The organism is Pseudomonas sp. 9_2_1 (genome assembly GCF_059295275.1).
Genome location: NZ_CM181239.1, coordinates 3,037,115 through 3,060,784, shown reverse-complemented (window position 1 = coordinate 3,060,784; position 23,670 = coordinate 3,037,115). Strand labels below are relative to the sequence as shown.

Below are 23,670 nucleotides of genomic sequence, written 5' to 3'. Positions count from 1 at the left end.
TTCATCGGTGCATTTCAATACACCCCAAAAGGAACCTGTGATGCGTGAGCCGCTCTGGCGTCAACAAGGTGAAGAGCCGGACTATCGGTTTTCACTGGCCAATGAACGTACCTTTCTTGCGTGGATCCGCACGGCCTTGGCGCTATTGGCCGGCGGTGTCGTGCTCGATCAGTTTTCCGCCAGACTTGGACCGCATGGTCTTGTCATGTGCCTTGCCATCGCCTTTGGGGGGCTGGCGGCGTTGCTCTGCTCAGTGGCTTATGTACGCTGGCGCGCCAATGAAATCGCAATGCGTCATTCACGCAGGCTGCCTCAAACCATTGCGATTCCAGTGATTGCTATTGCCATGGCGGGTATCGCGGCTGCGATTGTGGCCCTGCTGATGGCGAGACTGTTGTGAGCGTCCCTGGCGTTGACTGGCAGCAGTCAAGAGATCCGGGCCTGCAGGCCGAACGCACGGCGTTGTCGTGGAGCCGGACCGGATGGGCGATCCTTGCTAATGCCTTGTTGGCACTGCGCTCGGGCTGGGTGAACCAGGCAGTCGCGATCACCTCGCTGGCCTTCGCGTTACTGGCCACTTCAGGTGTTGTGATGCTGTATGGCGGGTGGCGTCGTCGACAACTGTCGAGTGCCCAGGCATCCACTGCGCCACCTGCGATTGCTCTTGCGACAGTAACTGTCATCACATGGGGTGCCTGTGTCACTGCCATCGCCTCCATTACCACGCACTGTTGATTCAACCCGTTCACCCTAAAGCTCAAAATCCCTTGAACAAAAAATAAAAAAAGGGCGTGCAAGCGCCCGCGGGAAACCTTTGCGATGAATAAGCTCTCAACTCTCAAAGCACTTCTTCTGGGCACTTTGGCCTGCACTGCAGGCCAGGCTGCTCGCGCAGATTTCGTCAATGACAGCCATGCCAAACTGGCCTCGCGCAACATGTACTTCAACAGTGATTTTCGCGACCAATCGGGTCCGGCGGGGCAGAGTAAAACGCAAGAGTGGGCCCAAGGGTTCATGCTCAATTACACCTCGGGCTTCACCGCCAGCTTCGTGGGTTTCGGCGCCGACGCACTGGTTTTTCAAGGCGTGACCCTGGACAGTGGAGCAGGGGACCATCGCGGTAGCAGCATGATTCCGGATGACAACACCAAGGCGGCTGCTCAGTGGAGTCGCTTGGGAGTCACTGGGAAGGCCAGACTGGGCAAGAGCGAGGCCCGGGTGGGCACACTGCAACCGAAGCTACCGATCCTCATGTCGAACGACGGTCGCCTGCTCCCGCAGACGTTCGAAGGCATACAGTTCACCAGTAACGATTTCGACAACCTGACCCTCACCGCCGGCCGGCTGGAACATGCTACAGGGCGGGCTTCCGCTGACCGTACGGGCCTGGCAGTGTTGGGCGGAACACGGGAGAGCGACGCACTACTGTTTGCCGGAATCGATTACAACTTCACCAAGGGGTCGCTCGTTCAATACTACGCGGCCAACCTCGAGAACTACTACACCCAGCAGTTCCTGGGGTTGCAACATACGGTCGCCTTGGGGGCAGGGCAGTCGCTAAAGGCCGACCTGCGCTACTTCGACACCGGTGCCAGTGGTGCCAACGGCTCTGCCCGCGGTCGTGCCGAGGGTTACCGGGTCAACGGTTATACCCGTGATGGTTCTGGCGAAATCGACAACCGCACCTGGAGCGCGATATTCACTTATACCCTAGGTGGGCATGGGTTGACGGGTGGTTACCAGAGCGTTTCCGACGCCAGCGCTTTTGTTCAGCCCAATCAGGGCGCCTTGCCGGAAAAAGGTGCCGCTGGCGCGAGTGTCTACCTGTTCACCGACCGCATGCTCGCCACCTTCAACCGGGCGGGTGAGCGCACCTGGTTTGGTCAGTATGGGTATGATTTTGCCGCGCTGGGCGCCCCGGGATTGCGTGCGTCGGTGGTCTACCTCAAAGGCGATGGCATCAAGACGATCTCCGGCATTGAGCAGAAGGAGTGGGAACGCGACCTTGCACTGGACTATGTCATCCAGACAGGGCTGTTCAAAGGTGTGGGCTTGAGTTGGCGCCAGGCTGCGCTGCGCTCCGAGGTGGCAGATGCTCAAGACCAGACTCGTGTGATTATCAGCTACACCTTGGCACTGTTTTGAGCTGTGATGAAGACGCTGACCGAGATGGTTTTGTTTCTGATGCCGCGGGTGGTGGATGCTGACATATAACTATGCTAAATGACTATTTAGCGTAGTTATTATGATCCCTTACCAACCTGGCTGATGCAAAAGCGTACAAATCATCAAGCCACTCCTGCTTTACGTTCAACAGCAAGGGGCGGGCGGAACCCTCCCAGCAGCCAGTCGCAATACCGCGAAACGCCTTGCTCAACCGTTAACGTTGCTGCGTCAAAACCCTGCGCGCGCAAGCGTTCCAGGTCTGCGCACGTATGACACTGGTATTTGCCACGCAGGTGATCAGGGAAATCCCCATACTCCAAAACACCTTCGAGCAATGCCATCGCCAATGAAAGTGGTGGCTGCTCTTGTTGCGCGCGCAGGCGATTGATAACAGCCAGGGCGACATCGTTGAAGGTTTGTGCTCGGCCGCTGCCGACATTGTAGAGGCCGCTCAAGTGTGGGCGGTCCAGGAAGAACAGGTTGACCTTGATCACGTCGTCCACGGACACGAAGTCGCGCAGGTGACCACCGCTGGGGTAATCGCCATAGCTACCGAACAGCATGACCTTGCCGTTGACCTGGTACTGATTGAAACAGTGCAGCGCCACCGACGCCATCTGGCCTTTATGCTGCTCATGGGGCCCGTAGACATTAAAGTAACGCAACCCGACGATCTGGCTGCGTGCACCGGGTAGCTGCCGGCGGACGTGCTGGTCGAACAGGAATTTGGAATAGCCATAGACGTTCAGCGGGCGCTCACAATCGCGCTGTTCGCGAAAGTCCTGTCCCGCGCCGTAGACCGCTGCCGACGAGGCATACAACAGCGGGATCTGCTGTTGTTGCGCAACGGCCAGCAGTTCACGGCTGAACCGGTAGTTGTTGTCCATCATGAAACGGCCGTCGGCTTCCACGGTGCTCGAGCACGCGCCTTGGTGCAGTACCGCGCGCACGTTGCCGAACTGGCCAAGCCTGAAGCGCTCGAGAAAGTCGTCCTTGTCCAGATAGTCGGCGATGTCGCAGTCGGCCAGGTTGCAGAACTTGTCGCCATCAGTCAGGTCATCGACCGCAATAATCTCGGTTTCGCTGCGTTGATTGAGCGCCTGTACGAGATTGCTGCCGATGAAACCTGCGGCGCCGGTTACGATGATGCTCATAGGAGAATCCCCGTGAGGGTGCGGAGCTTCATTTTGAGTGCGGCAGGATGAGTAACCTTAACCTGGGTCATGGAAATGAGGGTTAAGGTGATTGTGGGGCTTGAGCTGTCTTCAAATCTGCGTGGCCTGGCCTCACGTGCAAAATGCGGAGGTTCGGATAATGCATATTATGTTAAATGCAGTATTACGATAGCGTGTGCTTGTTGTGTCCGTTTCAACTGTGACCGGCATCCATAGATGCGAATTTTGTTATCCATAGATGCGCATGAAAAATCAGTGACTTAGCTGTATTGGCATGCCTGCTCCAGCCTTGACGTGCTCTCCAAATGCGCGAAATCGACGTGGAACGACCCAAAAATCATGTTACTCATAGATGATAATTCCGCACGTAGCCAAACCCTTTAACTCCCAAAACTCAATAGCTTAGAGATTATTTGTGAGATTCGTAAATGATAAATCCTAGGTGCTGCTGCACCTCATAGATGCGAATCCCGCTTCGCATGTCCGCAAGCGATGCCTAAGCTATACTTCAGTCCATCCTTGCAATGTGAACGGTCGTTATGATTGAGCCTCGTCCAATATATTCTGATCAAGACACAATCACGCTCCCCTTGGATAGGTACTTCGAGTTGCACCCGCAGATTCGTGGGTATATTGAAAAATTTAAGCATGAAGAAAACCCCATTGCTCTATTTGATGCGCTCAGGTTGTTTCTTGCGGCTTATATTCGGCATGATCAATCGGCCGAGATCAGCTCTACCTATGCCTATTACCGTGGTGTCACTGAGCGGTTATTGCTCTGGTCCTGGGCCGAACGACAACAACCGCTTGCTAGTTTGCGTGTGCAGGATTTTAAGGATTTCCTGAGATTTTGTGCTTCACCGCCCGATAGCTGGATAGCAGCTAGTCCATTACGCCGATTTGTTTCTGGGGATGATGGAGCACGGGCAATGAATGATTGGTGGCGCCCCTTTTCGAGAGCATCGACCAGCGAGGTGTCCGGACCAAGAGCGCTCACAGGGATTAGATCGATATGCATCCAAGTATTCGACCATTTAGCGAGCATGTCCCTTCTGGAGGTTAACCCCGCTTCGCAAGTGGAAGCTTCATTCATCAATAGTATTGGTGGCAAGGGTGTGTCGCTGGTGGGGAGACTGGAAAGGAAGCATCTGGAATATCTTTTAAGGGCGGCAAAGTACATGTGTGAGCATGACTCGGCGCATGAGCGATCCCTGTTTATTTTGGCCATGACAATGTATCTTCTGGTTCCTGTCAGGTTTATGTCAGGAAATAAGTTTTGGCAGCCAACACTTTCTAGCTTTCACAAGGATTCGTCTTGGAATTACTTGGTTTTTGATGCCGGCAGATCTTTTAAGATTAGCGCTCCTGCTGAATTTACCCCCTACCTTGAACGCTATCTGAATGCTCGAGATGTCCCACTTAGCCAAGGCAGAATGCCAGATGTTGCACTTTTCACTACAGTAAGCGGAAGGCCAGGATTAGGCGTCAGACAAATTGGTAATATCATGAAAGAGGTTTCGTTTGCGGCGGCAGATCTGATGGCGAGAGACGGCTGTGATGCAACATTTACTAAACAAATTTCGGGGGCTCGCATGGACAGTATCCGTACGGCTAGCATTATGAGCGCTATTGATACCTATGGGTTTGGCGAGACGCGCGGTAGATTGGCTTACGAGACGCTTAATGCCCTGCACAGCCGATTCTCCGCTGACTCGACCACGATTTTTGATATGTGAGTTTTTGCAAGAACCAACAGGGTTGTTGATCGACTGCATTTTATGCCCTAGTACTGGCTATTTTCATAATTTCCGCCTTAGTGGTAAGCCGGAAATAAGTCGCCTACCATTAAAGCAATGATTGTTTAGGGTTGCGTTGCCCCAAGCGCCCATGGCTACGTTGCGTGTTTAAGGCCTGGCGGGTACCATCGATAGGTTGAGATCATTCTGACCAAAATGCTTCTGACTTCCGATTACTGTCATAACTGGAAGTCTATTGTCTTCAAAATTCTGGCTGGTATTTCATGGCGCGCGCACCCCAACCCTTGTTCGAAACCCACGATAACTTCATCGAGCAAGACTTCAGTTTGCACGGCTCACCGCTGGCCTGCGTCGGCGCCTTTCTGGACGAGTGTGACGCCGCACTGGAGGCTGACCGCGGTTACGCCGCGGTACGCGCGTTTCTGCGCGCCTTTTCCGACAACGCCCAGACGTTCAACTCGTACCGCAGTCATACCGAGCGCTTACTGCTGTGGGCGCTGCTGATCCAAGGCAAACCACTGAACCAGCTCAAGCGCCAGGATGCCCAAGACTATCTGAGTTTCTGTCGAAACCCGCCAGAAGACTGGATGGGTCCGGTGACCCGCAGCCGGTTCGTCAGTAACCCGCACGCGCTCGATGCCCGCGAGGCCTACATCCCCAACCCCAAATGGCATCCGTTTAATACCAAGTCGCGCAAGGTGATCGCTGCAGAAACTCCGAGCACCCAGGAGTATCATGCTGCGAATGGCACATTGAACCAGGTGTATACGGTCTGCAGCCGGTTCTATGAGTTTCTTGTGGAAGATGGCTTCGCTCAAACGAATCCCTTTCGGCTCCTTAAAAAAGGCCACCGATTCTCCACGCAAGTGCTGGAAGTTACTTCTTCGCGGGCACTCACGCCGCTGCAGTGGGACTTTGTCCTGGATACCGTTGAAGCAATGGCGAACGCCGAACCGGAGCGGCATGAGCGAACATTATTTATTGTTGCCACGCTGTTCGCCATGTACCTGCGGGTTTCCGATCTCGCCGGTCGTAAAAACTGGAAACCCACCATGGGTGACTTCCGTTTAGATGATGAAGGCAATTGGTGGTACTTCGCCGTGGGTAAAGGCAACAAGGCGGCGAAGATTGCCGTGCGGGATATCTACGTAGAGCGCTATTTGAAACGTTATCGGCAATTCCTGGGACTTCCCGAGTTACCTCATCCAGGAGAAACTACGCCGCTGATCACCACGCTCAACGGCCGCGCCGGTTTGTCTGATCGACAGATCCGCACCCTCCTCCAAACCGTGTTTGATAAAGCCGTAGAGAAGATGCGCAGCGAAGGCCGCGCGAACCACGAGATGGAAAGTCTGCGCTGTGCGTCCGCGCACTGGCTGCGTCACACTTCGGCCACCTTTGACGCGCCGCTGCGCAATCCTAAGGACCTGCAGGAAGACTTGCGTCACAGCAACCTCAGTACAACCCAGAACACCTATTATCACTCGCATGATCAGGAGCGCGCACATTCGGTTAAGCGCATTGGCATGCGTGACCGCGGTTGAACTCGAATCACCTGGTCGCCGATCGCCAGCCTGCCGTCCAACATGGCACGAAGCCATTTTCTAGGAATTCACAGTGAAAATTACCGGGCGGGTCGAGATTGAGTGCATCACTGATGTCACGTGTGACGTCTGCGGTAGTTCTACGCGCCTGGCTGCGGGCAGTTACCAGTATGGAACCCTACAAGCCCGCTGGGGGTATGGCAGCGAACACGACGGCCAGCGATTCGAGGTACACCTCTGCGAGCACTGCTTTTTCCAGACCCTGGCGTACGTGAAGCAGGAGCGTCGCGTTCAACAGCTGTTCAGTGATGAACCGACGGCTGAGGGCGGTGATTTGGGCCTGGTTGCCCAGGACGACTACTTCCAGGACACCGGCCGCCGTTGAGTGGTCGACCCTCAGTCAGCCGTTGGATCCGAATTAGTGGTGGTCTATCTCTCAGCGGGCAGCTCAGAACGGGCTGCCGGCATCCCCTACCCCCTGATTCTTAAGGAGGGTCTCGCAGATGAGCGAAATTCGAAAGGCGAGGAATGTTGCCGGCCGAGAGGCGATTTTCCAGTCCAAGGCACAATCCAGAGTCATGACCAGCGGAGATTGGCTGACCTGGCCTGAGCTAAATGCGCAGCTGCCGGCGTTAGCTGAGCAACTCAGCGCCGGCGCTCCTAGCCGGTATTTAGACGGTGCGATCTTCTCTATCAACTACGAGGGCGTGGAGTACTTTCCACGTTTTGCCATCGATGCCTGCGCCTTGGCCATTGCGGCCCGGGGAATGCAGCGTGTCATCGCTGTGCTGGCCACCAGGCTGAATGGCTGGGGCATGGCGTTATGGTTCGAATCATCCAATTCGTATTTGGGCGGTAAGCTGCCGAAGGACGTCATATCGTCCGACCCCGACGCGGTGGTTCAAGCCGCACAGGACGAGATAGATGGGGTCTTGCATGGCTAGCGGTGCTCGTAGCTAGGCCCATCGCCGCGGCTCGCTCGCTATACCCAAGAGACAAAACCGCTTTATTTAGCGACGCCCTCCTCCATCCAGGCTTCCGGCCGGCAGTCTTCGGCAGTGCTAGTCAGGAATCTTCCACGATTCTCGACACGGTGTCCTGTACAGGCCAATTGAAAAATGGAGAGCAGCGACGGTGGCCATAGGCATTTGGATGTAGAAGGGGCCACCTTAGCCATGGAATGATCTACGCATAGCTACGCTGCTCCCCGAAGCGGGTTTCAGTGAGCAGCGATGGTAGTCGATTCAGGGTGGCGTGAACACTATAGCGCTCATTTTCGACGCTGGAACGACGGTCAAGGCTTGAGCGCCTCTTTTTTCACCTGTTTGATCAGCCCGTCGATGCCCACATCCGGATTCTGGATAAGGTACGCAGATACGATGAGGCTGAGTGGGTGGACACCCATGCGGCCGGCCAGCTCTTCAATTTTTTGAATAGTTGGCGCCTTGAGTCCGCGTTCGAGGGTGCTGACGTAGGTCCTACTACTGACTACTCCAAAATCTTCCTGGGTCAGGCCGTGAAGAATGCGCATGCGCCGCAGTGCCTCACCCAGGGATTCACGGATTTCCATCATCATTCCTCATAAAAGGAATGATGAAGCGCTATCGAACACGATAGGGCTACAATCTATAGTGTTCATTGTGGGATAATTTGAGCTTTCCAGCCCTGGTGACTGGTCGCCTAGGGGTATGCAGCGCTCAGTGGAGCCCGTTTTGATCTATTTGTCCGAATCTCACACCCGTACTGTCCGTACGGGTTCCTATTGTGAAATTGAAGGGATGTGCTTTTGGGTAACCTTGCGGCCGCTTTTCAACGGTGAGAGCGAGCGAGCAGCTGTGGTTGAAGATGCCTACGAACTCAACGTCTTCCTGTCTCAGGCAACGGGCGTCGAGATCGCGCAGGTACAAATGCTATGCCCTCCTTCCATCACCGGACGTCCGCACTGGAGCCTGGAAGAGCTTCGTAAGATAGTGATTCACCGTGGACTTGAGTCCTCGCAAAGCGCAGTGATTTACGAGACTGCGGTGGCCACCTACAAATTAGGGGATCTCGATTTACGCCTGCGGAAACGGTCACACGCGTTGTACTCGGCGCGAAACCTGAAAGCGCGAATCACCAGCACGGCCCCTCCACCTAAGTCTGCTGACGAACCGCAGTTGTACGCGCATTTTTGATGCAGGAACGCACACCGTCGTTGAACGGTGAAGCCTCCACACTTGGGTTTTTCGGCGCAAGGCCATCGAATTGGCTGTTCACTGATCCGATGCCTCCCGCGGCCGCTCTCCTGGCAGCCTTCCCTACCACGCGTTACGATGATGAGTGCTCATGGACACCTTAGCAAAAGCGGCAGACGCATTGCGGGATGCGCAACATATCATGGTGTTTACCGGCGCTGGCGTTTCTGCCGGCAGCGGCATCCCGACTTTTCGCGACCGACTAACCGGGTTGTGGGAGCGCCAAGACCCTCAACGCTTAGAAACCGCGAAGGCATTTCGCGAAAATCCGGCGCTGGTTTGGGGCTGGTACCTATGGCGGCGCCAGCAGGTCACGCAAGCTCTGCCCAATGCGGCACATCAGGCGATCCACCGGTTATCTGGCAGCGGTCGGAATGTCACTGTGGTCACTCAGAACGTTGATGACCTGCACGAGCGGGCGGGCAATCAGGACGTGCTTCATCTCCATGGCAGCCTGACGCTTCCCAAGTGTTTCACCTGTCATCGCTTTGTCGCGGGATCGCTGGAATTTCCGAGCATTCCAGCGGAAGGCGCATTGATAGAACCGCCCCGCTGCCGACGATGCAACGGCCGCTTGCGTCCAGCTGTGGTGTGGTTTGGTGAAGATCTTCCGCCAGGCGCATGGAAAACCGCCAGCCGAGCAGCACGACAGTGTGACGTCATGCTTTCGATCGGGACATCCGGTGTGGTAAGGCCTGCTGCTGACTTACCAGATATCGCGATAGCTTCTGGTGCAGTGGTCGTACACGTCAATAACGTAGATGTATCCATGAATGGGCCGAACGAGATCATGCTGATAGGCCCTGCTGAGAAAATACTGCCACAACTGATTGCTCTGGCGTTGACATGACCATCCACTACCCGGCAAGGAGAAAGCTTTGAAACGTTCTAAGCCTTTATAACTAGCTGTGCAAAGGACTATGTGGCAATGGCATTCACTCCGTACATCACCCAAGACAAGGCCACGGAGGAGCTGCTGGAACAAATCATCCAGATCATGAGGCTCGACGAGGCCCTTCACACCGGGATTCCAGCCCCATTACGCGTGCCTATGATGAATCTGGTACAGCTTGTAAATTCGTACTACAGCAACAAGATCGAGGGGAATTCAAGCGCACCGATCGACATTCTGAGGGCCGAGGAGAGTACTCATGAGATCGAAGGCGACCAAGGCCTGCAAGAGGTTAAACGCCACATTGACGCCCAGCGCCGGCTCGTCAATGAGCCAATCAACAAAGTCACCGTGTGTGCGAAGGTCACAATCGCACGCCTACATCGCGAACTATATGTTGGCGTGCCTGAACGGATGCTGGAAATGCAATCACTCGAGCCAGCGATTTCCGCGCGCATGGTCCCTGGTGAATTTCGCAAATGTGAGGTCCGCGTTGGCCAACACATCCCCCCTACTTCGCAGCAGATGCAGTCGCACCTCAACGACTTTGCGCGCGTGTACCGTCTAGATTGGATCCATGGGCAATCGCGGCTTTTAGCCGCTGCTGCCTCGCACCACCGCCTGATGTGGATCCACCCATTCATGGACGGCAATGGTCGTACGGGCCGCCTATTCACAGATCAGTACCTCAAGGCTGCTGGCTTGAGTGGGTCTGGCTTGTGGTCCATGAGCCGTGGGTTCGCTCGCAATATCGCCGCCTATTACGAGATGCTGCGCGCTGCGGATGCTCAGCGCCAAGGCGGATTAGACGGCCGTGGCGAACTTTCGGATAGCGGTTTGTGGCGCTGGACTAGATTCTTCACTGAGACAGCACTTGAGCAGTTGCAGTACTTCAGTAAGCTGCTGGAGCCGGAAAGGCTAAATGATCGGATCGACGGCTATTTTGAGATGCGGAGCCGCTGCGCACTGTCAGGCAGTAAGGGCGAGCACCTGCCTGAACTGCAGATGAAGTGCCGTGATATTTACAAAACGCTTCTCTGCCTGGGTGGCCAGCAACGCAACGATATCTGCGCGCGCCTAGGTCTCGATGAGGCTACCACGCAAAGCCTACTAAGCCAGATGTGTTTAGAGCGGCTGATCACTTTGGACTGCCGTCAGTCGGTATCCCTGAAGCTTTCGCGGCACGCGATAGATTTTCTGTTCCCCTCTCTCTGGTAGTTTGCCCCCCGAGCATTTCGGTTATCGAGTAGCTAACTCAAAGCTAAGCCGTTACAGCGTGACTCGCACGGAGGCTTTCAATTTTTGCTGACCGCAGCCGGTAATTGCCATCCTTGCTGGTATACCGGGTAAGTCGATGGACAATAGACACCACGAGATCATTGAGGATGAGCTATCTATCGTCGACGTCTATGCGGGTGGCCAAAGGCGCACCCTGCTGGTCAGCGATCAGCCGACTTCTCAGCTCATGGGCGGCACTGTCGGCAAATGCCAGCAGCGCGATCCCCTGGATAACCCTGCCAATCTTCGATGCAGCGCACCAACTCTCGTGCAACTGCGGCGGGCAGGTGATGAGCGTTTTACTCCCTGCGTGCCGCTGCCACAATCGAGCGCTGACACTTCCACCCTATTTACCGTGACCCACTTGAATGGCGGGGGTGTGTTTTTTGTGATCCTTCACTAAGGCTTCAGCGCGGGTGATCTTGATGAAATCCCTCAATGCTAGGTAGGCGTACAGGCCGCCACAGGGAATGGTGACTACTGCCAGCCACATGAACTGGGTAGGAAGGCCCAGAGGACCGGTCAAAACCAAGGGTGAAGCCGCGAGTAAAGAGGCGACGAAGTAAATCAACAGCCACCAGACCTTCCGCCAAGATCGTGCGAAAGTGCTGGCGTACTTGTCTCGGTACTTTACTCGCTGCGTTTTGTGGTCTATCTCCACGCAGACTTGCGAGAGGACATAATCTTTCAAGGCTTTATCCGGCGATGAAAGCGTGAGCAGGTATTCCACATCGTCCGCATTGATGCTGGATGTCCCGGCAATCGCATAGAAGCCACGCTCGACGGCTAGTGGGTGCAGTTTGTCGACATCATCGGCCCTGTACAGGTCATAGAGAAACTCTTTAGCGAACCGGTACTCTTCTCGGCGCCGAGTATGTCCACCGAGTGTAAATTCATAAATCACCTTGGCGGCACCCAGTATTGCGCTGATCGCGACAACAACTTTAAAGATAGTGCTAAAATCCATGCTGCTTCCTATTTTTCATGATTACTTTTGTGCCGGCCACCCGCCATGGCGGCCCGCGCAACAACTAGCGACGACTTGGCTGAACAGTGCGAGTTGGCACTGGCCAATCGGGGCCGCCTTGACTTGATCGGCTTTGCGAGGTATCGCATAGGGATAGCGCTCGGATATCAGTACTGGAAAAAATTGCGCCTTGGCTTAAGGCGCAACGGACCAGGTACTAGGCCGAACACGACTTGATCGAACCCTGTGTGGTTGCCATCAAGGGCGTCGCTGCCAGCGAGCAGCGGGAGATGCTCTTCTCGCCCATGATATACTCTTTCAAGCCCCGGGTCGTTCAAGTACAGGGCCGGATCCGAACAGTACAGATTCCTCCCACTCCTCGTACTCAGTTTTTCGAGTCCACGTCGTTAGTTTCCAGACATATAGCGCCTTGCCTGCATGGTCAGTTGCCTGACGCTCGGCGGCATCACGCGTAAGGTAGGTGCAACATCCCGTGGGACTTGGCCAATTTCTTTTATGTGTCGGCTGCCATTTCCGATGCCAAAAAGCAAAATGTCCGACTACCTGGCCGCTTGAGGTTAATGCCCCGCCGCCCTCGCCGGGCCGCAACTCGATTGCAGGCAAGGATGCAGATGAGAAGGGAATGTAAGGGGTTCGACTGACGAAATCGTTCTGCAAGTAACCTACGCACGGACCAATTAGCGGCAGTAATGCAGGGGCGTAGTTGAACTTTTCCACAAAAAACGCCGGCAGTACAGGGGAAACGAATGCTCGCATATCATCGCGGGCCAGCGTCAGCCTTCCCAACATGCCTGTATAAATCCTTAATACTTGCTCTGCATTCACTGCCTCGCCCGCAAAAACGGTAAACACCTCCAGCTCCACTTGCCGTTCAGGCCCATCGACAACATTCATTGACAAATGCATAACCCGGCCATTGATAGCGTTTTCCACGCGATCGATACTATCTACGACCAACTGTTCGGCAGATTCAGTGCCCCCCTCCGCAGTCAGAGGTGCGCTTCCCAACCATGCAGGATCGCTCCCAGGCAAGAATTTTAGGAACAGCGGTTCTGCTGGAAAAGCCGTCTGGGCATAGTGGTAAGCAGTCTCCTCGGGCATATCCCACTTCTCCACAGCGAACGCCAAAACCCTCAAAAAGGCCGACCTGGCCAGGTGCCCCTGCCTACCAACAAATTGCCCGACATGATCATGCTGACCATTCAAGAAGTAACTGAAATGGCCATCGCTAGTGTTACTGACACGCTTACTGATGGCGCTGTACTCAAAAGCCCACTGTCGAACAAAGGGGTATCCAGAGCCAGACTCAAGCGCCTGTACTTCATGAAGAAATACTGGAGGTATAAAAGTGCAGCTCGCTAAGGCTTCTTCAGCCGTGCTGAGATCTTCGTTGAGGGTTGCCCTACCTGAATGTGCCTGGGTCCAATCCTGAAGCCCAGTAGAGCCGCTCGAGATAATCGATAAAAGCGCAGCCGATGCCAAGGACGGCCACTTAATCGCACCTTGGACGCGCGCCAAGAGTTCTGTAGCGGGTGGCGCCAATAGAAAGATGGCCAGCCCTTCCAGGCATTCCGATTCTAATTCGCGTGACGCCAACCATTCCACAATAGCATCCGCGTAGACTGCCTCAGTCTGAGGGTGCTTGAGTGCATGCGCGAGGCTGTGAAGCAAAAACAATTTCCCCGTGGGAACGGGTAGTCCAAGACGTGCCGTTGCAATAATGGCAATTTGTTTAGCGTTCATTGGTTGAGCTCCGGCCACCATTGCGGCGGAGCCAGCGGTTGCACACTGAACTCCTCGATCAGAATGTCAATTAAGGTTGACAGGACATCCTTGGCCTGCTGTAACTCACCTACTGCTATTAATAGGCGCACTAGTCCTGTATCTGGGATAACCCTGGCTTTCACGTACGCGCCCGGTGGCGGCAGCGACGATTTCGCCAAAAATTCTTTCCAGCGCGAAGGATAATACTCGCCAAGTATCTCCAAACGCCGTAATGACTCGTCGTAACCGTGGTAACGTTCCGACCACCCATAGCGATACTGGTGCGCTCGAATAAGCCACATAAAGGCACGCTTCGCCCCCTGCAGACGCAGCGACAAATGAAACGCAGGATCAAGAAGTTCGCTGAAGTGGGAGCTTGAGCTTTTGTCGTCCAGTAGTTCCTCGAGCGCCTGCAACACCTCCATTCCACTGCCTTGATGCTCCCAGTGCGCCAACCAGTTTTGACTCATTGCTGAGCGGTGCTGATAGTCAATCGTGGCATGCACGTGCGCCAGAAATTGACGTAGCTGTGTGGGCGGATAGCGTTGTGGATCGACCGTTTGACTTTCCCTGTCAACTTGATCGTGCGCGAAATTACTAGCTCTCGAGTCTGAAACCAGCGCGCCGCCCCACAACCGTACTTTGGCTAGCAGAGCTGGGTTTTCCATCTTTTGTGCCCGGGTCCGTAGCGCTGACACCGTTTGCTCACCGAGAGCTATACTCAATGCTGGCGTGCTCTCAGGTGAAAGGTCAATGTGCTCGGCCAATACTGAGAATGTGCAATCCGCGTAGTACCACTCACTCCTATCCAAAAAATGCTGGTAGTAGCGCACATAGATATCGGGTAACAGCTGCCAAAGCAACGCAGCGAGATCGCATGGCCGTGACCCTGAATCTTCCGTCATGGCATCAATCAGTTCAAAAATTGGGGCTAGCCGACGGACTTGTCTTACTGCATATGCAGGATCGCGCTTGGCTATATCAGCCACTACTTCGAGGACCCCCGCCAAACTGGGGTCTTTTCTCCAACCGTAGCCGATAGCGTAAGCGTAGGTTTGCTCGAGAAGTTCATGGGCTAAATCTGTAAGACCATAGCTAGTTGCCCAGCTACAGAGGGCCACGAGCGATGAGGCTTGCTCATTGAAGGGAGCAACTGTGCTGCGAATTTTCCCGGCCCGCTCCGCTATGAAGTCTTGCGCGGTCGCATCATCGAGCAAGCGATAGCCGCACATGAGGAAGTCCTCTTGCCAGTGCTCCAGCGCGAACAGACGCGAAACCTTGCACTTCTCCCATTCCTTCGCAGGGATGTGCTGTAATCCCGACCTGGCGCGCGTGAGAAGGAACACATCTGCAGTGATGAGCACCAGTGCTCGGCGCATGGCGCGCAGATCACTCCATGCCTCGTGGTCGCTGTGCGCAGGCCGCTCGCCAAGATCAAGACTGTAAAGCACTGAGGCGACTACATGCCCGCCTCGAACCAATTCTGTTGCAACGGCACTGGCCGCAGTTTCTAGCGCCAGCAAGGCCCCTGCAAGCCACGGTCGTTGACTCTGTGCTTCCGGCACAACATTATCATCAGTGCCCGCTAGACCTCGGGCCAACACAGCAAAGAAAAAATAGTGCAAATATCGAGCAAGACCCTGCTCGTCATTGTTCTCAGACCCAGCAGCCATGGTCGCATGGATCGCTCGGTGAGGGATGCGAGGTGCAAATTCAGGCTGGTACAACAACCCCCAGCAGATCGAAAGTGGATGCTTGGTTAGACGTTTGAACTGTTGCCAACTGTGAAGTCGAGCGCTAGCCCAGGCTGCAACTCGTACGGCGTGGACTTCTAATACCCGCCGTAAAGCCAAAGGCATGGGTAGGTCGACAAAAGCAATGACGCGCTCCAGATCGTCAGCCTTGCTCGCTGTGATCAGGAAACGCTCGAATAGCTCCGTGGAATTTGGCTGTCGGCGCAATATTGTGAGTACCCTTGCTGGGTCGTAGCGTCCTGTGCCGGCAGCGACCTGCAAGTATCGAGCGATGGCTTGACCATAGTCCCGGGCTTTGAAGGCCTTGGCTTTTACCCTATCGTTAATTCTGATACGCATCCGTTCCTGCACTTCCCTCGCTCGCTCTACCTGACCCAATGCCAGATACAGAGAAGCCAGTTGCTGCTGGGCATGTAGACTTGACTGATTTAGACGCGAGGCCAGCAGTAGTGTCGGGTAAGGGTCAGTAGTCAACTGGAGTGCCTGTTCACGCAGGTACTCGGCATCTTCTACTTGATAGGGAAGCCCTTCCTCCACTCGATGCTTGAGGGCTCTTTTGCCAATGGCCGTCTGAAAGTCTCCTGCCTCAAATGCTACTGACTCGGCTGCTTCCAAAATGCGAACAATCTGGCCAATTTCGCAGGCGTTGGTGAGTGACTTCAGCACCCATTGCCTGGTTGTTTCGTTAAGCAGGTTGTCGGTGCAACCCTGGTGTGCCTCGTAAAGCCATAGCCAAGCCCAGCGCAGATACGGGGAGGCCTGCGTGGCAAGCCATACCTTCACTTTCGGACGCAAAATGCCCAGTCGATCTCGGTGGTCGGATTGCTGTGTGATGAACACATACAGGCTGCCATGAAACGCCTTCAGCCCCGCGTCGACGGTAGTCAGCAGGTGACCAATTTCAACCTCTAAGTTGACACCTCGGAGCTCCAAGCAAAGCTCAAGTGCGCCTGCGGGCCAGATGAAGGAATCCTCAGCTAGAAGGTGCAGCGCGTCGCGTACGGGCCATGACAATTGTTGCCACAGAGTTTTGTAGTAACCCTGTAGGTCGCCGTGCGGCGCAATGTCCACTCCGCGGATTGCTGCTGGCGAGATGACGCGATGTCCATGAGCGACCTTCATGAACAAGTAAGTGAGCACCAGAGGGTGGCCTTCACTGGCGGTCATGAGCGCTTCGGCGATTGGCGTCAATTGCTGTGCAACCGCTTCAGGTTCAGGTAGTTGGAAGACACCAGCTTCGTGCTGGCTACGAAGCCATGAGATGATTGAGGTCATTTGCATGCGCGGAAGCTCTATCCACGCTTCGGAACCAAGATGACGATTCATCCGCCGCGGCAGGTGCTGGTCACTCACACGTTGTGTACCAAGGATCAAGGCAACCCCGTGTGGTGCTGGAAGCAGCTGGTTGAATAGCTCATTGAGCGGCAAGATCTGTTCGTCATTTTCACGCCAAACGTGATCGAGTCCATCGACAATCACAATCAATCGCTTCGATTGTGCCAAGCTTGCTTGCCCGCAGACCTCAAGCCAACTGCGCAGATGCTCAGGCTCCTTTTTCAGGCGCGCAATATCTGTTGGAAATTCACTCGCCAGTTGGGTCATCATCGATCGCGCGACACTTTTCAGAGTGAATCTCTCAGAGGTGTCTTGAAGGTCTAGAAAATAGTGGTGCCGTATGACCGGATACCCTAAAGCGCTGAGTTGCTCGCAGAGGTAGCTCAAGAACGTGCTCTTCCCCTGCCCTGGCGCCCCCCATAGGACGCGCTCATTCCAGCAAGTGCTCTGTACCTCGTCGACGAATGCGTCGGCAAACTGAGAGTCAGGCGGAAGGTATCCTGGTGGAACCCGAAACTCTTGATCCAAAGGGCGAGGTTGCCGCTCGGAGATGGTGCTTCGTAGTACCTCCAGCGTGATCCGCCCGTCAGGAGCAGGCGAACTTTTATGTATACTCCATTCAATAGAGCGGCGCAGCAGGTTGAGCCAGCCGAGGTGATCGGTGTGCTTGCCCTCCAGAGCTGAAGCAACCGTGGCGGTAAGCGATTCATAGCCTGCAAAACTATGCAAAAACTCAAAATGCTCAAAGAAGCGCTCGGCGTTCCCTGTGCCGCCTAGGTGCGGCATTAGCTCTTCGCGTAGCGCTTCCGGTAAGGAACTCCAGCGTACTTTGTTGTCAACCAGGTGCAAGGCGAAGGTCGCATCCGGCCGCCTATTGGTGATCAGTCTGGCCCTACTCAGACGCGCTAAGCCAACGCGAAAGAATGCTCCCGCCCATTTTTCCAGCAAGGACTTGCCGCGTTGCCCTTTGCGACGCGTAAGCCAATCCCATGACAGAGCATTGCCTGGATCAAAACCGTCAACGGTGAACTTAACTTGGATGAACTCAACACTGCCATCGGGTCGCTGAGCCACGATGTCATCTAAACCTTGAGCTTCGCGCTCATCGTCCGCCTCGAATTTGACCCACTCATACAGGGAGGGCGAATCGAGCCAGTCACACAAGAGCTGAATTCCGACCAATGTCTGATACAGGTAACCACTGGCAGGAATCGCGCTTCGTTTGATACCAACTTTCATACCGATGAGGCCTGTGTGTGAGCCGCTGAACCGTCAGCGACTTGTTCAAAACAATGTGGACCTAACCAAGTGTTTCAGCCTCTGGCGTGTGTACGACTTGCAAACTGTGCGAGGTTTTTGATGAGGCTTTGCCGGTACCCTAAATGCTCAATGCTCAGATCGGAATTTGACGTGCTTGGAAGGATCTGCTGCGTATGCCGATAACCGTCCTTGGCCGCCACTGAAGCGAGACTTCGCCATGGCCGTAGGTATGCGCGGCTCATCAGGTTGATCACCTTGCAGTTCAATACCAGCTTCTTGCGCCTTCAATGCCACAAAGCCTCGCAGAAGGTTTTCACGGTACGAATACATGTGCTCTCGACCTTCGACTAGTTCAAGAACTTCGCCACAGTCTTTGCGTAGAAACTTCTTCAGGATCTTCTTGAATTCGGCGGGCTGAAGCGGTGCTTGATCAGCCTCGGCCGGGTCCGTACCAAACAGCTGTCGGTTGATCCTGAGGTAGGATTTAAAAATATTATCAGCATAGCGAACGGTATCCTCGGAATCGGCGGTAGCCCACAATGCCAGCAGGTAATCGTGGCCTTTGTGCAGCACCGCACTGTCGTAGGGGCGCTGTAGGCGACCACTGATGCCGATAATGGAACGAGCAATGGCAGCATCGAAATGTCGCCGCTCAATGCGCGACACTTCGTGCTCATCTTTGAAAACTGCCCACAGTAAATTCTGCGTCAGCAGATGAACAAAGTAAGGGAAGCCATTACTGATGCGTGCAATCGAGTGCACGATCTCTTCATTGACGTCTAGGCCGAATGCCTCAATAGCGCTGTAGGCAATGTCTTCCCGGTATGACCAGTACAGACGCTCCAGATGCAGGGTGAAAAGCTGTCGAAAGCTGGATTCATGATCGCCCAGCAGCTGGTACAACGATGTCGCGATACCGGTGAAAATGAATTTAACGTTGACGCCTCGGTCACCGAGATCTTTGAGGAAATGGGCGAATTTGGCGCGCTCGGAGACAGATTCGATCTGGTCGAACTCATCGATGACCACAACCGGCCGCTCAGAGTGAACCTCCACCACCTCTTCCATCACATCCACGGCGGAAAACATCGAGTCGATAGGCGGAAGGCTGATGCTTTTCACCTGGTCTTTAACCTGTAACGTGTAGAATTTCAGATTGACCGTATGCGTGAATTCCAGGCTCCGCCGTCCGCCCGCTCGGCGCAAGATGCGCTCTGCGATTTCCTCGATCGTCTTATAGAAACATGTGTCCTTGCCACAGGGTATCTGGATGGGTTCGTTGTCGCTGCTCTGGTACTGAGCGGCCACCGATGCCGCAAGTGAAGACTTGCCCACGCCCCGATCACCGTAAATGAATACGTGACCGCCTTGGTCGAACAGGGCTTCTTCGACCAACTCCAATTCGCGTTCTCGGCCAAAAAGCCGTTCGATGGTTTTGATCGGAGAGCGCACTGACAGCTTTGACTGAAGGATCTCGACAAACCGATCCTGGTCTACATTCCGTATAGCCACACACATATCCTTGGTTAATGCGATTCCTCCGACAGGTATGTGGCTACGTCACCGCGACACGGTGTATGGCACGTAATCCGCTTACCCGCGGGTCATCAGCCAAGTATGTTGAACCAGAGTAGCAATGGCAATACGATGGCTACATGACGCCGGTCTTTGACAGGTTTTTATCGTGCCGAGAAGCCTGGTGCTTTTTGGACTCTGTGGATGAGTACCGTCTGACGGAGGCGAGAGCCTTCAAGCAGGCCTTGAAACACTTCGTCGCTCAGGTGCGGGTCGTCAGTCAACGCGCTCCTTACATGGTGAGCCATCCGTATGCTTGGCGATCAGGGCGTGACCGAGCCTTGTAAGAGCGTGTTTTCTTGAGGTAACGACCTAGATTACGACCCAGACACCGCCCCCACTATGGACCGGTCATTGAACCAAGGCTGAGGTATGAAAGCCTCGCATCACGCCAAATGATGATGACCCCTGAGGGCAGATCGACTGAATATCGTGCGCGTTGTTCACCGACCGGCTTACTCCTCGGACACCTTATCCTGGTCATCTGGCCACTCCAATCTTCTCAGTGCGATCGAGGCCTGTGCGGCGCGATTCTCCGCAGAAATCCGTTGCTCCAGGCGGCGGATCAGCTCGCATGCAAAGGTACGGACCGGCTCGCGCTCGTCAGTCAGCCATTCATTCAGCCGCGCTTTACGCTCGTCATACAGCTCAGCGAATCCATACGCTCCCGACACCACGCCCGAGGCGCCCAGCACACGTTGTGCGCATTTCAGCAAGTCGCTATGCCCTGGCAGCACGGCGACAATCTCTCGAACCAAAGGATACACACTTTCACGCCCCTCATAAGCGTGTAGTAGCGCCAACACAAACGCCAGATTGCTGAGCTCCCGGCCCGCGATCAACGCCCGCAGCCGCTCTGCATAGTCACCCGCCACCTCCGAGAAGACCGAGGCCAACAACCTTGCGCCATCGAATTCAAAGCTGCCTGGTGCGCGGGTGAACCACTGCTGAGCCGCCGTAAGCATCAGGTCAGGCACCAACGCCAGCGGTGCCCGCAGCTCGAAGACATTGAACGGTAAGGCATCGTAGCGTGACGGTGCGTCTTCACGTTCTGCGTAGAACTGCCGGTCGCCCAGAAATTGCACGACCAGCGCAGGCCAGTGCTTGGCGATCGAGGCGCAAATGTATTCGGCTCCATAAACGAGTTCCGGGTAGCCGATGAGCGCATTCAACACAGTCTCAGCCTGCGCTTGATCGAGCGACGCGATCAGGTTGTTATTCAGCCAAGAGAACCAGGGCTGCCCAGTCCAGCTGAAGTTGTCGAGTTCGACCAGCCCTGTCAGGGCGGGCAAGAACACCCCGTCAATCAGATCGTCAGGGTGGCTGGAAAACTGGGTAACAGCCGCCAGCAAGACATTTCTCAGGCCGTCTCTGTCACCGTGCCTCTGCGCACTGACCAAGGTGCGACAAAGCAGTTCTTTGTCGAAGCAATCGGTGAACCGCAAATACCAGGCGATAGCGCCGAGATGCTCACCATGGTCCAACCACGACTCGATACGCAGCCGAACCTGCTCGCGCTCCTGGCTGCGAGCCAGGCCGATCAGCATTGCAGGGAGGAAATTCATTAGGCTGCTGTCCTTTCGCTCGATAAACGACCGAACAATGCCCGCCTTCTCCTCGGCCAACCGCTCCAGAAACTGCCCAAACTCTGGAAATGTCGCCAGATCGTCAGACTCTGTCTGCGCAAAGCGATTTAACCGCTCAAACCAGAGCTCAGCGCTTGGCAGCTCGACTTGCGCATAAAGTCGCTCAATTTGCTCCTTCCGGTAAACCGCCGCTTGCTCATAACCAAAATCTTGCTCTTCCCAGGCAGGCGGAAAGACCGAGTTGTAGCCAACCAGCGCCTTGTACATCACATAGTCCGGCACAGCATTGATGAAATCGCGAAACTTCAATGCTGCACTACGCACGCGTTGGCACGCCGCCTGCAAATCAGCGTCTTCTCCCAGGTACTCGGGAAGTTGCACATAGCGCCAATAACAGTGGAGCACCCGCTCCTCCATCGCTTGCAGTGTCTGATGACTAACGGCGGTGGCAATGCTCAGCAGGAATTCTAATACTGCGAGCGTGTCGGCGAGAACGATCGCTGCAAGTTCGCGGGTGAAGCCGGTACCGCGCGGACCACAGGTCGCTGCATTCACTGCCAACAGGATGCTGCGCTGCTGTGTTTCGCCATCGCAAACCGGATACAGACTCGCCAGGAGTGCGACGGCTTTGCCCCGGGTCAGGCGGAGCTGGTCGCTGGCGACAACGGTGGCGCGGCGAATGGTAAACCCTTCAAAACTGCTGGACGTGCCACTGATCTCCAGGCTCAAGACCGGATTGAGCACGGCGATCAACAGCGGCAGCAATTGCTTGCGAACGTTGTCTTCGAACCCTTCGATACGTTCTACCAGCAGCCACTGCACCAGCGGACCATGGCCGTTCCAGATCTCCAGTTGGTGCCCCGCCAGTGCCTCACCCAACTGCATCAGCGGTTTGCGCTCCGCCTCCGTGTCGGTCGCCAAATAGAGCTTACACAGGCCATCAAAGGTCAGCTCTGCGTCTACATAGCGGTAATGAGTAAGGATGTCGGCGATCGCCTGCAAGACATCTGCGTAGGTTTTCGCGGGCAGGGAGCCATACGGTGTTTCGATGTCTATAGCGGGGGTGGCTTTGGCCTGGTCCGCTGCCGCCAGCAGCTTCGCCACGACGTCACCGTAGACCGCTGACAGGTCATCATAAAACGGCAGGACATTTTCAGCGAAGCGCTCAAGGGCATCTACCCGCTGATTATTGTCCGTTGCTCGGACAATGGCTTCCAGGGCATCCCCATCGAAAAGCGCCTTGCCGTCAAGCAGGCGCTGGAAGTCAGCCGCGATTTTCTGGAACTCATAGCCCGCCGGAACCAGGTACTGCAATGCGACCTTTTGCAGCCGGTTCTTGATCCCCTGAAACTGCCTGCTGCCAAAGTCGCGCAGATCAGGTGCTTTGTAGATCGTGTCATGGGCCATTTCCGCCCAGGCGTGGTTGAGAATTGTCTGAATCTGAATTTCACAGCGCATGCCGGCGAAGCGCGCATACTCCGGTAGCTTGGTCCGCTCCTCGGTGAGGGTCACCAGATAATGGTTGGAGATGTACAGGTCTGCCGCATCCTTGACCTCCCTCCCCGGCTGGTGGAGCTTGACCTCCAAGACATCGAAGTTTTCCTGGATGATGCCCGAGTGGATGAACTTCTCGACGTCGCTGTTGGTGTAGAACACCGTGCGGCACCCGGCGAGATCCTTGATTTCATGCTCCAGCTGCGCGGTGTCCGCGATGCCCCGTTCCTGCAGCTTTTTGAACAGAGAGTTGGCCTCCTTGGCGCGCTCTTTGACCAGCTGGAGGCGGTAACCACCCTCAGTCTCGATAGCAGCGGCCAAGATGCTGGAGATCGTCGACGCCAAGGCGGCATAGGCGGCCCAGCCATGTTGTTGATATTCGTTGAAGTTCATTGGCTGTCTACTCAGGCTGTGAAATCGAACGCTGGCGTCGTCCAGCGTGGTCATTAAGCGGCATTCACCGCCGCCATGGGTAAGGTCGCTCAGGAGTTACTGGCGATAGTTCTGAATGGTAAGCCGCTCCTGCGGGTGGCGTCGGTCATGAACGCTTAGGCCTTTTCTGCTGCAGGTCATCGCTTTAGGTGATCAACGAGGTGGTGACCGGAACGAAGGCGGCAGGGCCCACTATGGGATACTCCGCCGTGCACACCTCGATCTAGTGCTTTCTCCGGCTGAATCGATGACCCTCACCGCAATGTTCCAGCGTACATAATGCTTCGAGTTCCTTGCAGCGACAGGTGAACTGGCCGCGTTGCGGAACTACCCATACGACGCCGCGCGTGGCAAGTACAGCAACAGTGGGCCTGACACCACCTTTGCACGGATGCTGCAAAGCGTAGTCAGCGTCTGCACCACAGTGGCCAAAATC

The 23,670-nt window shown here is 55.2% G+C and carries 17 protein-coding genes; 10 read left to right on the top strand and 7 right to left on the bottom strand.

The window, feature by feature from the left end; translation table 11 throughout:
* The first annotated feature begins 40 nt into the window (after window positions 1–40).
* The 3 genes from AC5O5I_RS13770 (at window position 41) to AC5O5I_RS13760 (ending at window position 2,145) form a co-directional block, all read left to right on the top strand.
* On the top strand, window positions 41–400 hold the full coding sequence (locus AC5O5I_RS13770; RefSeq protein WP_494512716.1) for a YidH family protein: 360 nt from the start codon (window positions 41–43) through the stop codon (window positions 398–400).
* Entirely contained in the window at window positions 397–735 is a 339-nt protein-coding gene (locus tag AC5O5I_RS13765; protein WP_494512715.1) for a DUF202 domain-containing protein, read from the top strand. The genes AC5O5I_RS13770 and AC5O5I_RS13765 overlap by 4 nt, the downstream gene beginning before the upstream one ends.
* An 84-nt stretch (window positions 736–819) precedes the next feature.
* Window positions 820–2,145: an OprD family outer membrane porin gene (locus AC5O5I_RS13760; protein WP_494512714.1), complete on the top strand. Its 1,326-nt coding sequence runs from the start codon at window positions 820–822 to the stop codon at window positions 2,143–2,145.
* Window positions 2,146–2,288: 143 nt separating this feature from the next.
* On the opposite strand, the gene rfaD is transcribed toward AC5O5I_RS13760, so the two are convergent.
* Window positions 2,289–3,320, bottom strand: a complete 1,032-nt coding sequence (gene rfaD / locus AC5O5I_RS13755) for an ADP-glyceromanno-heptose 6-epimerase (RefSeq protein ID WP_172285572.1) — start codon at window positions 3,318–3,320, stop codon at window positions 2,289–2,291.
* A gap of 629 nt (window positions 3,321–3,949) precedes the next feature.
* Between rfaD and AC5O5I_RS13750 the strand changes: the two genes are divergently transcribed.
* The 4 genes from AC5O5I_RS13750 to AC5O5I_RS13735 all read left to right on the top strand — a co-directional run bounded on the left by AC5O5I_RS13750 (window position 3,950) and on the right by AC5O5I_RS13735 (window position 7,586).
* On the top strand, window positions 3,950–5,077 hold the full coding sequence (locus AC5O5I_RS13750) for a hypothetical protein (RefSeq protein ID WP_494512713.1): 1,128 nt from the start codon (window positions 3,950–3,952) through the stop codon (window positions 5,075–5,077).
* Window positions 5,078–5,361: 284 nt separating this feature from the next.
* On the top strand, window positions 5,362–6,642 hold the full coding sequence (locus AC5O5I_RS13745; RefSeq protein WP_494512712.1) for a tyrosine-type recombinase/integrase: 1,281 nt from the start codon (window positions 5,362–5,364) through the stop codon (window positions 6,640–6,642).
* Between the two features lie 73 nt (window positions 6,643–6,715).
* The gene (locus AC5O5I_RS13740; protein WP_494512711.1) at window positions 6,716–7,027 is read left to right on the top strand and encodes a hypothetical protein; all 312 of its coding nucleotides are present in this window, start codon (window positions 6,716–6,718) and stop codon (window positions 7,025–7,027) included.
* Between the two features lie 118 nt (window positions 7,028–7,145).
* Complete coding sequence (locus AC5O5I_RS13735; RefSeq protein WP_494512710.1) at window positions 7,146–7,586, top strand: hypothetical protein; 441 nt, start codon at window positions 7,146–7,148, stop codon at window positions 7,584–7,586.
* A gap of 350 nt (window positions 7,587–7,936) precedes the next feature.
* On the opposite strand, the gene AC5O5I_RS13730 is transcribed toward AC5O5I_RS13735, so the two are convergent.
* On the bottom strand, window positions 7,937–8,212 hold the full coding sequence (locus AC5O5I_RS13730) for a helix-turn-helix domain-containing protein (protein ID WP_027609240.1): 276 nt from the start codon (window positions 8,210–8,212) through the stop codon (window positions 7,937–7,939).
* Window positions 8,213–8,354: 142 nt separating this feature from the next.
* On the opposite strand from AC5O5I_RS13730, the gene AC5O5I_RS13725 reads away from it, so the two are divergent.
* The 3 genes from AC5O5I_RS13725 (at window position 8,355) to AC5O5I_RS13715 (ending at window position 10,986) form a co-directional block, all read left to right on the top strand.
* The gene (locus tag AC5O5I_RS13725) at window positions 8,355–8,816 is read left to right on the top strand and encodes a hypothetical protein (protein WP_176431015.1); all 462 of its coding nucleotides are present in this window, start codon (window positions 8,355–8,357) and stop codon (window positions 8,814–8,816) included.
* A 151-nt stretch (window positions 8,817–8,967) separates the two neighbouring features.
* Window positions 8,968–9,726, top strand: a complete 759-nt coding sequence (locus AC5O5I_RS13720) for an SIR2 family NAD-dependent protein deacylase (RefSeq protein WP_209966063.1) — start codon at window positions 8,968–8,970, stop codon at window positions 9,724–9,726.
* 78 nt (window positions 9,727–9,804) lie between these two features.
* Window positions 9,805–10,986 (top strand): Fic family protein, encoded by a 1,182-nt coding sequence (locus AC5O5I_RS13715; protein WP_494512709.1) that lies wholly within the window; start codon window positions 9,805–9,807, stop codon window positions 10,984–10,986.
* 406 nt (window positions 10,987–11,392) lie between these two features.
* On the opposite strand, the gene AC5O5I_RS13710 is transcribed toward AC5O5I_RS13715, so the two are convergent.
* From AC5O5I_RS13710 to AC5O5I_RS13690, 5 genes are all read right to left on the bottom strand, one after another.
* A complete protein-coding gene (locus AC5O5I_RS13710) occupies window positions 11,393–12,013 on the bottom strand; it encodes a hypothetical protein (protein ID WP_209966058.1) in 621 nt (206 codons plus the stop codon).
* A 318-nt stretch (window positions 12,014–12,331) separates the two neighbouring features.
* The gene (locus tag AC5O5I_RS13705; RefSeq protein ID WP_494512708.1) at window positions 12,332–13,777 is read right to left on the bottom strand and encodes a hypothetical protein; all 1,446 of its coding nucleotides are present in this window, start codon (window positions 13,775–13,777) and stop codon (window positions 12,332–12,334) included.
* Window positions 13,774–18,126, bottom strand: coding sequence for an ATP-binding protein (locus AC5O5I_RS13700; RefSeq protein WP_494512707.1), 4,353 nt, complete (start codon window positions 18,124–18,126; stop codon window positions 13,774–13,776). Before AC5O5I_RS13700 ends, AC5O5I_RS13705 begins: the two co-directional genes overlap by 4 nt.
* Window positions 18,127–18,273: 147 nt before the next feature.
* Window positions 18,274–19,659, bottom strand: a complete 1,386-nt coding sequence (locus tag AC5O5I_RS13695) for an AAA family ATPase (protein ID WP_209966052.1) — start codon at window positions 19,657–19,659, stop codon at window positions 18,274–18,276.
* A 518-nt stretch (window positions 19,660–20,177) separates the two neighbouring features.
* Complete coding sequence (locus AC5O5I_RS13690; RefSeq protein WP_209966051.1) at window positions 20,178–23,195, bottom strand: RelA/SpoT domain-containing protein; 3,018 nt, start codon at window positions 23,193–23,195, stop codon at window positions 20,178–20,180.
* Window positions 23,196–23,670 lie beyond the last annotated feature (475 nt).

Coding starts and splice junctions, on each gene's coding strand:
- AC5O5I_RS13735 (WP_494512710.1), top strand. CDS start 7,146: ATGAGCGAAATTCGAAAGGCGAGGAATGTTGCCGGCCGAGAGGCGATT.
- rfaD (WP_172285572.1), bottom strand. CDS start 3,320: ATGAGCATCATCGTAACCGGCGCCGCAGGTTTCATCGGCAGCAATCTC.
- AC5O5I_RS13705 (WP_494512708.1), bottom strand. CDS start 13,777: ATGAACGCTAAACAAATTGCCATTATTGCAACGGCACGTCTTGGACTA.
- AC5O5I_RS13720 (WP_209966063.1), top strand. CDS start 8,968: ATGGACACCTTAGCAAAAGCGGCAGACGCATTGCGGGATGCGCAACAT.
- AC5O5I_RS13690 (WP_209966051.1), bottom strand. CDS start 23,195: ATGAACTTCAACGAATATCAACAACATGGCTGGGCCGCCTATGCCGCC.
- AC5O5I_RS13715 (WP_494512709.1), top strand. CDS start 9,805: ATGGCATTCACTCCGTACATCACCCAAGACAAGGCCACGGAGGAGCTG.
- AC5O5I_RS13730 (WP_027609240.1), bottom strand. CDS start 8,212: ATGGAAATCCGTGAATCCCTGGGTGAGGCACTGCGGCGCATGCGCATT.
- AC5O5I_RS13710 (WP_209966058.1), bottom strand. CDS start 12,013: ATGGATTTTAGCACTATCTTTAAAGTTGTTGTCGCGATCAGCGCAATA.
- AC5O5I_RS13700 (WP_494512707.1), bottom strand. CDS start 18,126: ATGAAAGTTGGTATCAAACGAAGCGCGATTCCTGCCAGTGGTTACCTG.
- AC5O5I_RS13770 (WP_494512716.1), top strand. CDS start 41: ATGCGTGAGCCGCTCTGGCGTCAACAAGGTGAAGAGCCGGACTATCGG.
- AC5O5I_RS13760 (WP_494512714.1), top strand. CDS start 820: ATGAATAAGCTCTCAACTCTCAAAGCACTTCTTCTGGGCACTTTGGCC.
- AC5O5I_RS13745 (WP_494512712.1), top strand. CDS start 5,362: ATGGCGCGCGCACCCCAACCCTTGTTCGAAACCCACGATAACTTCATC.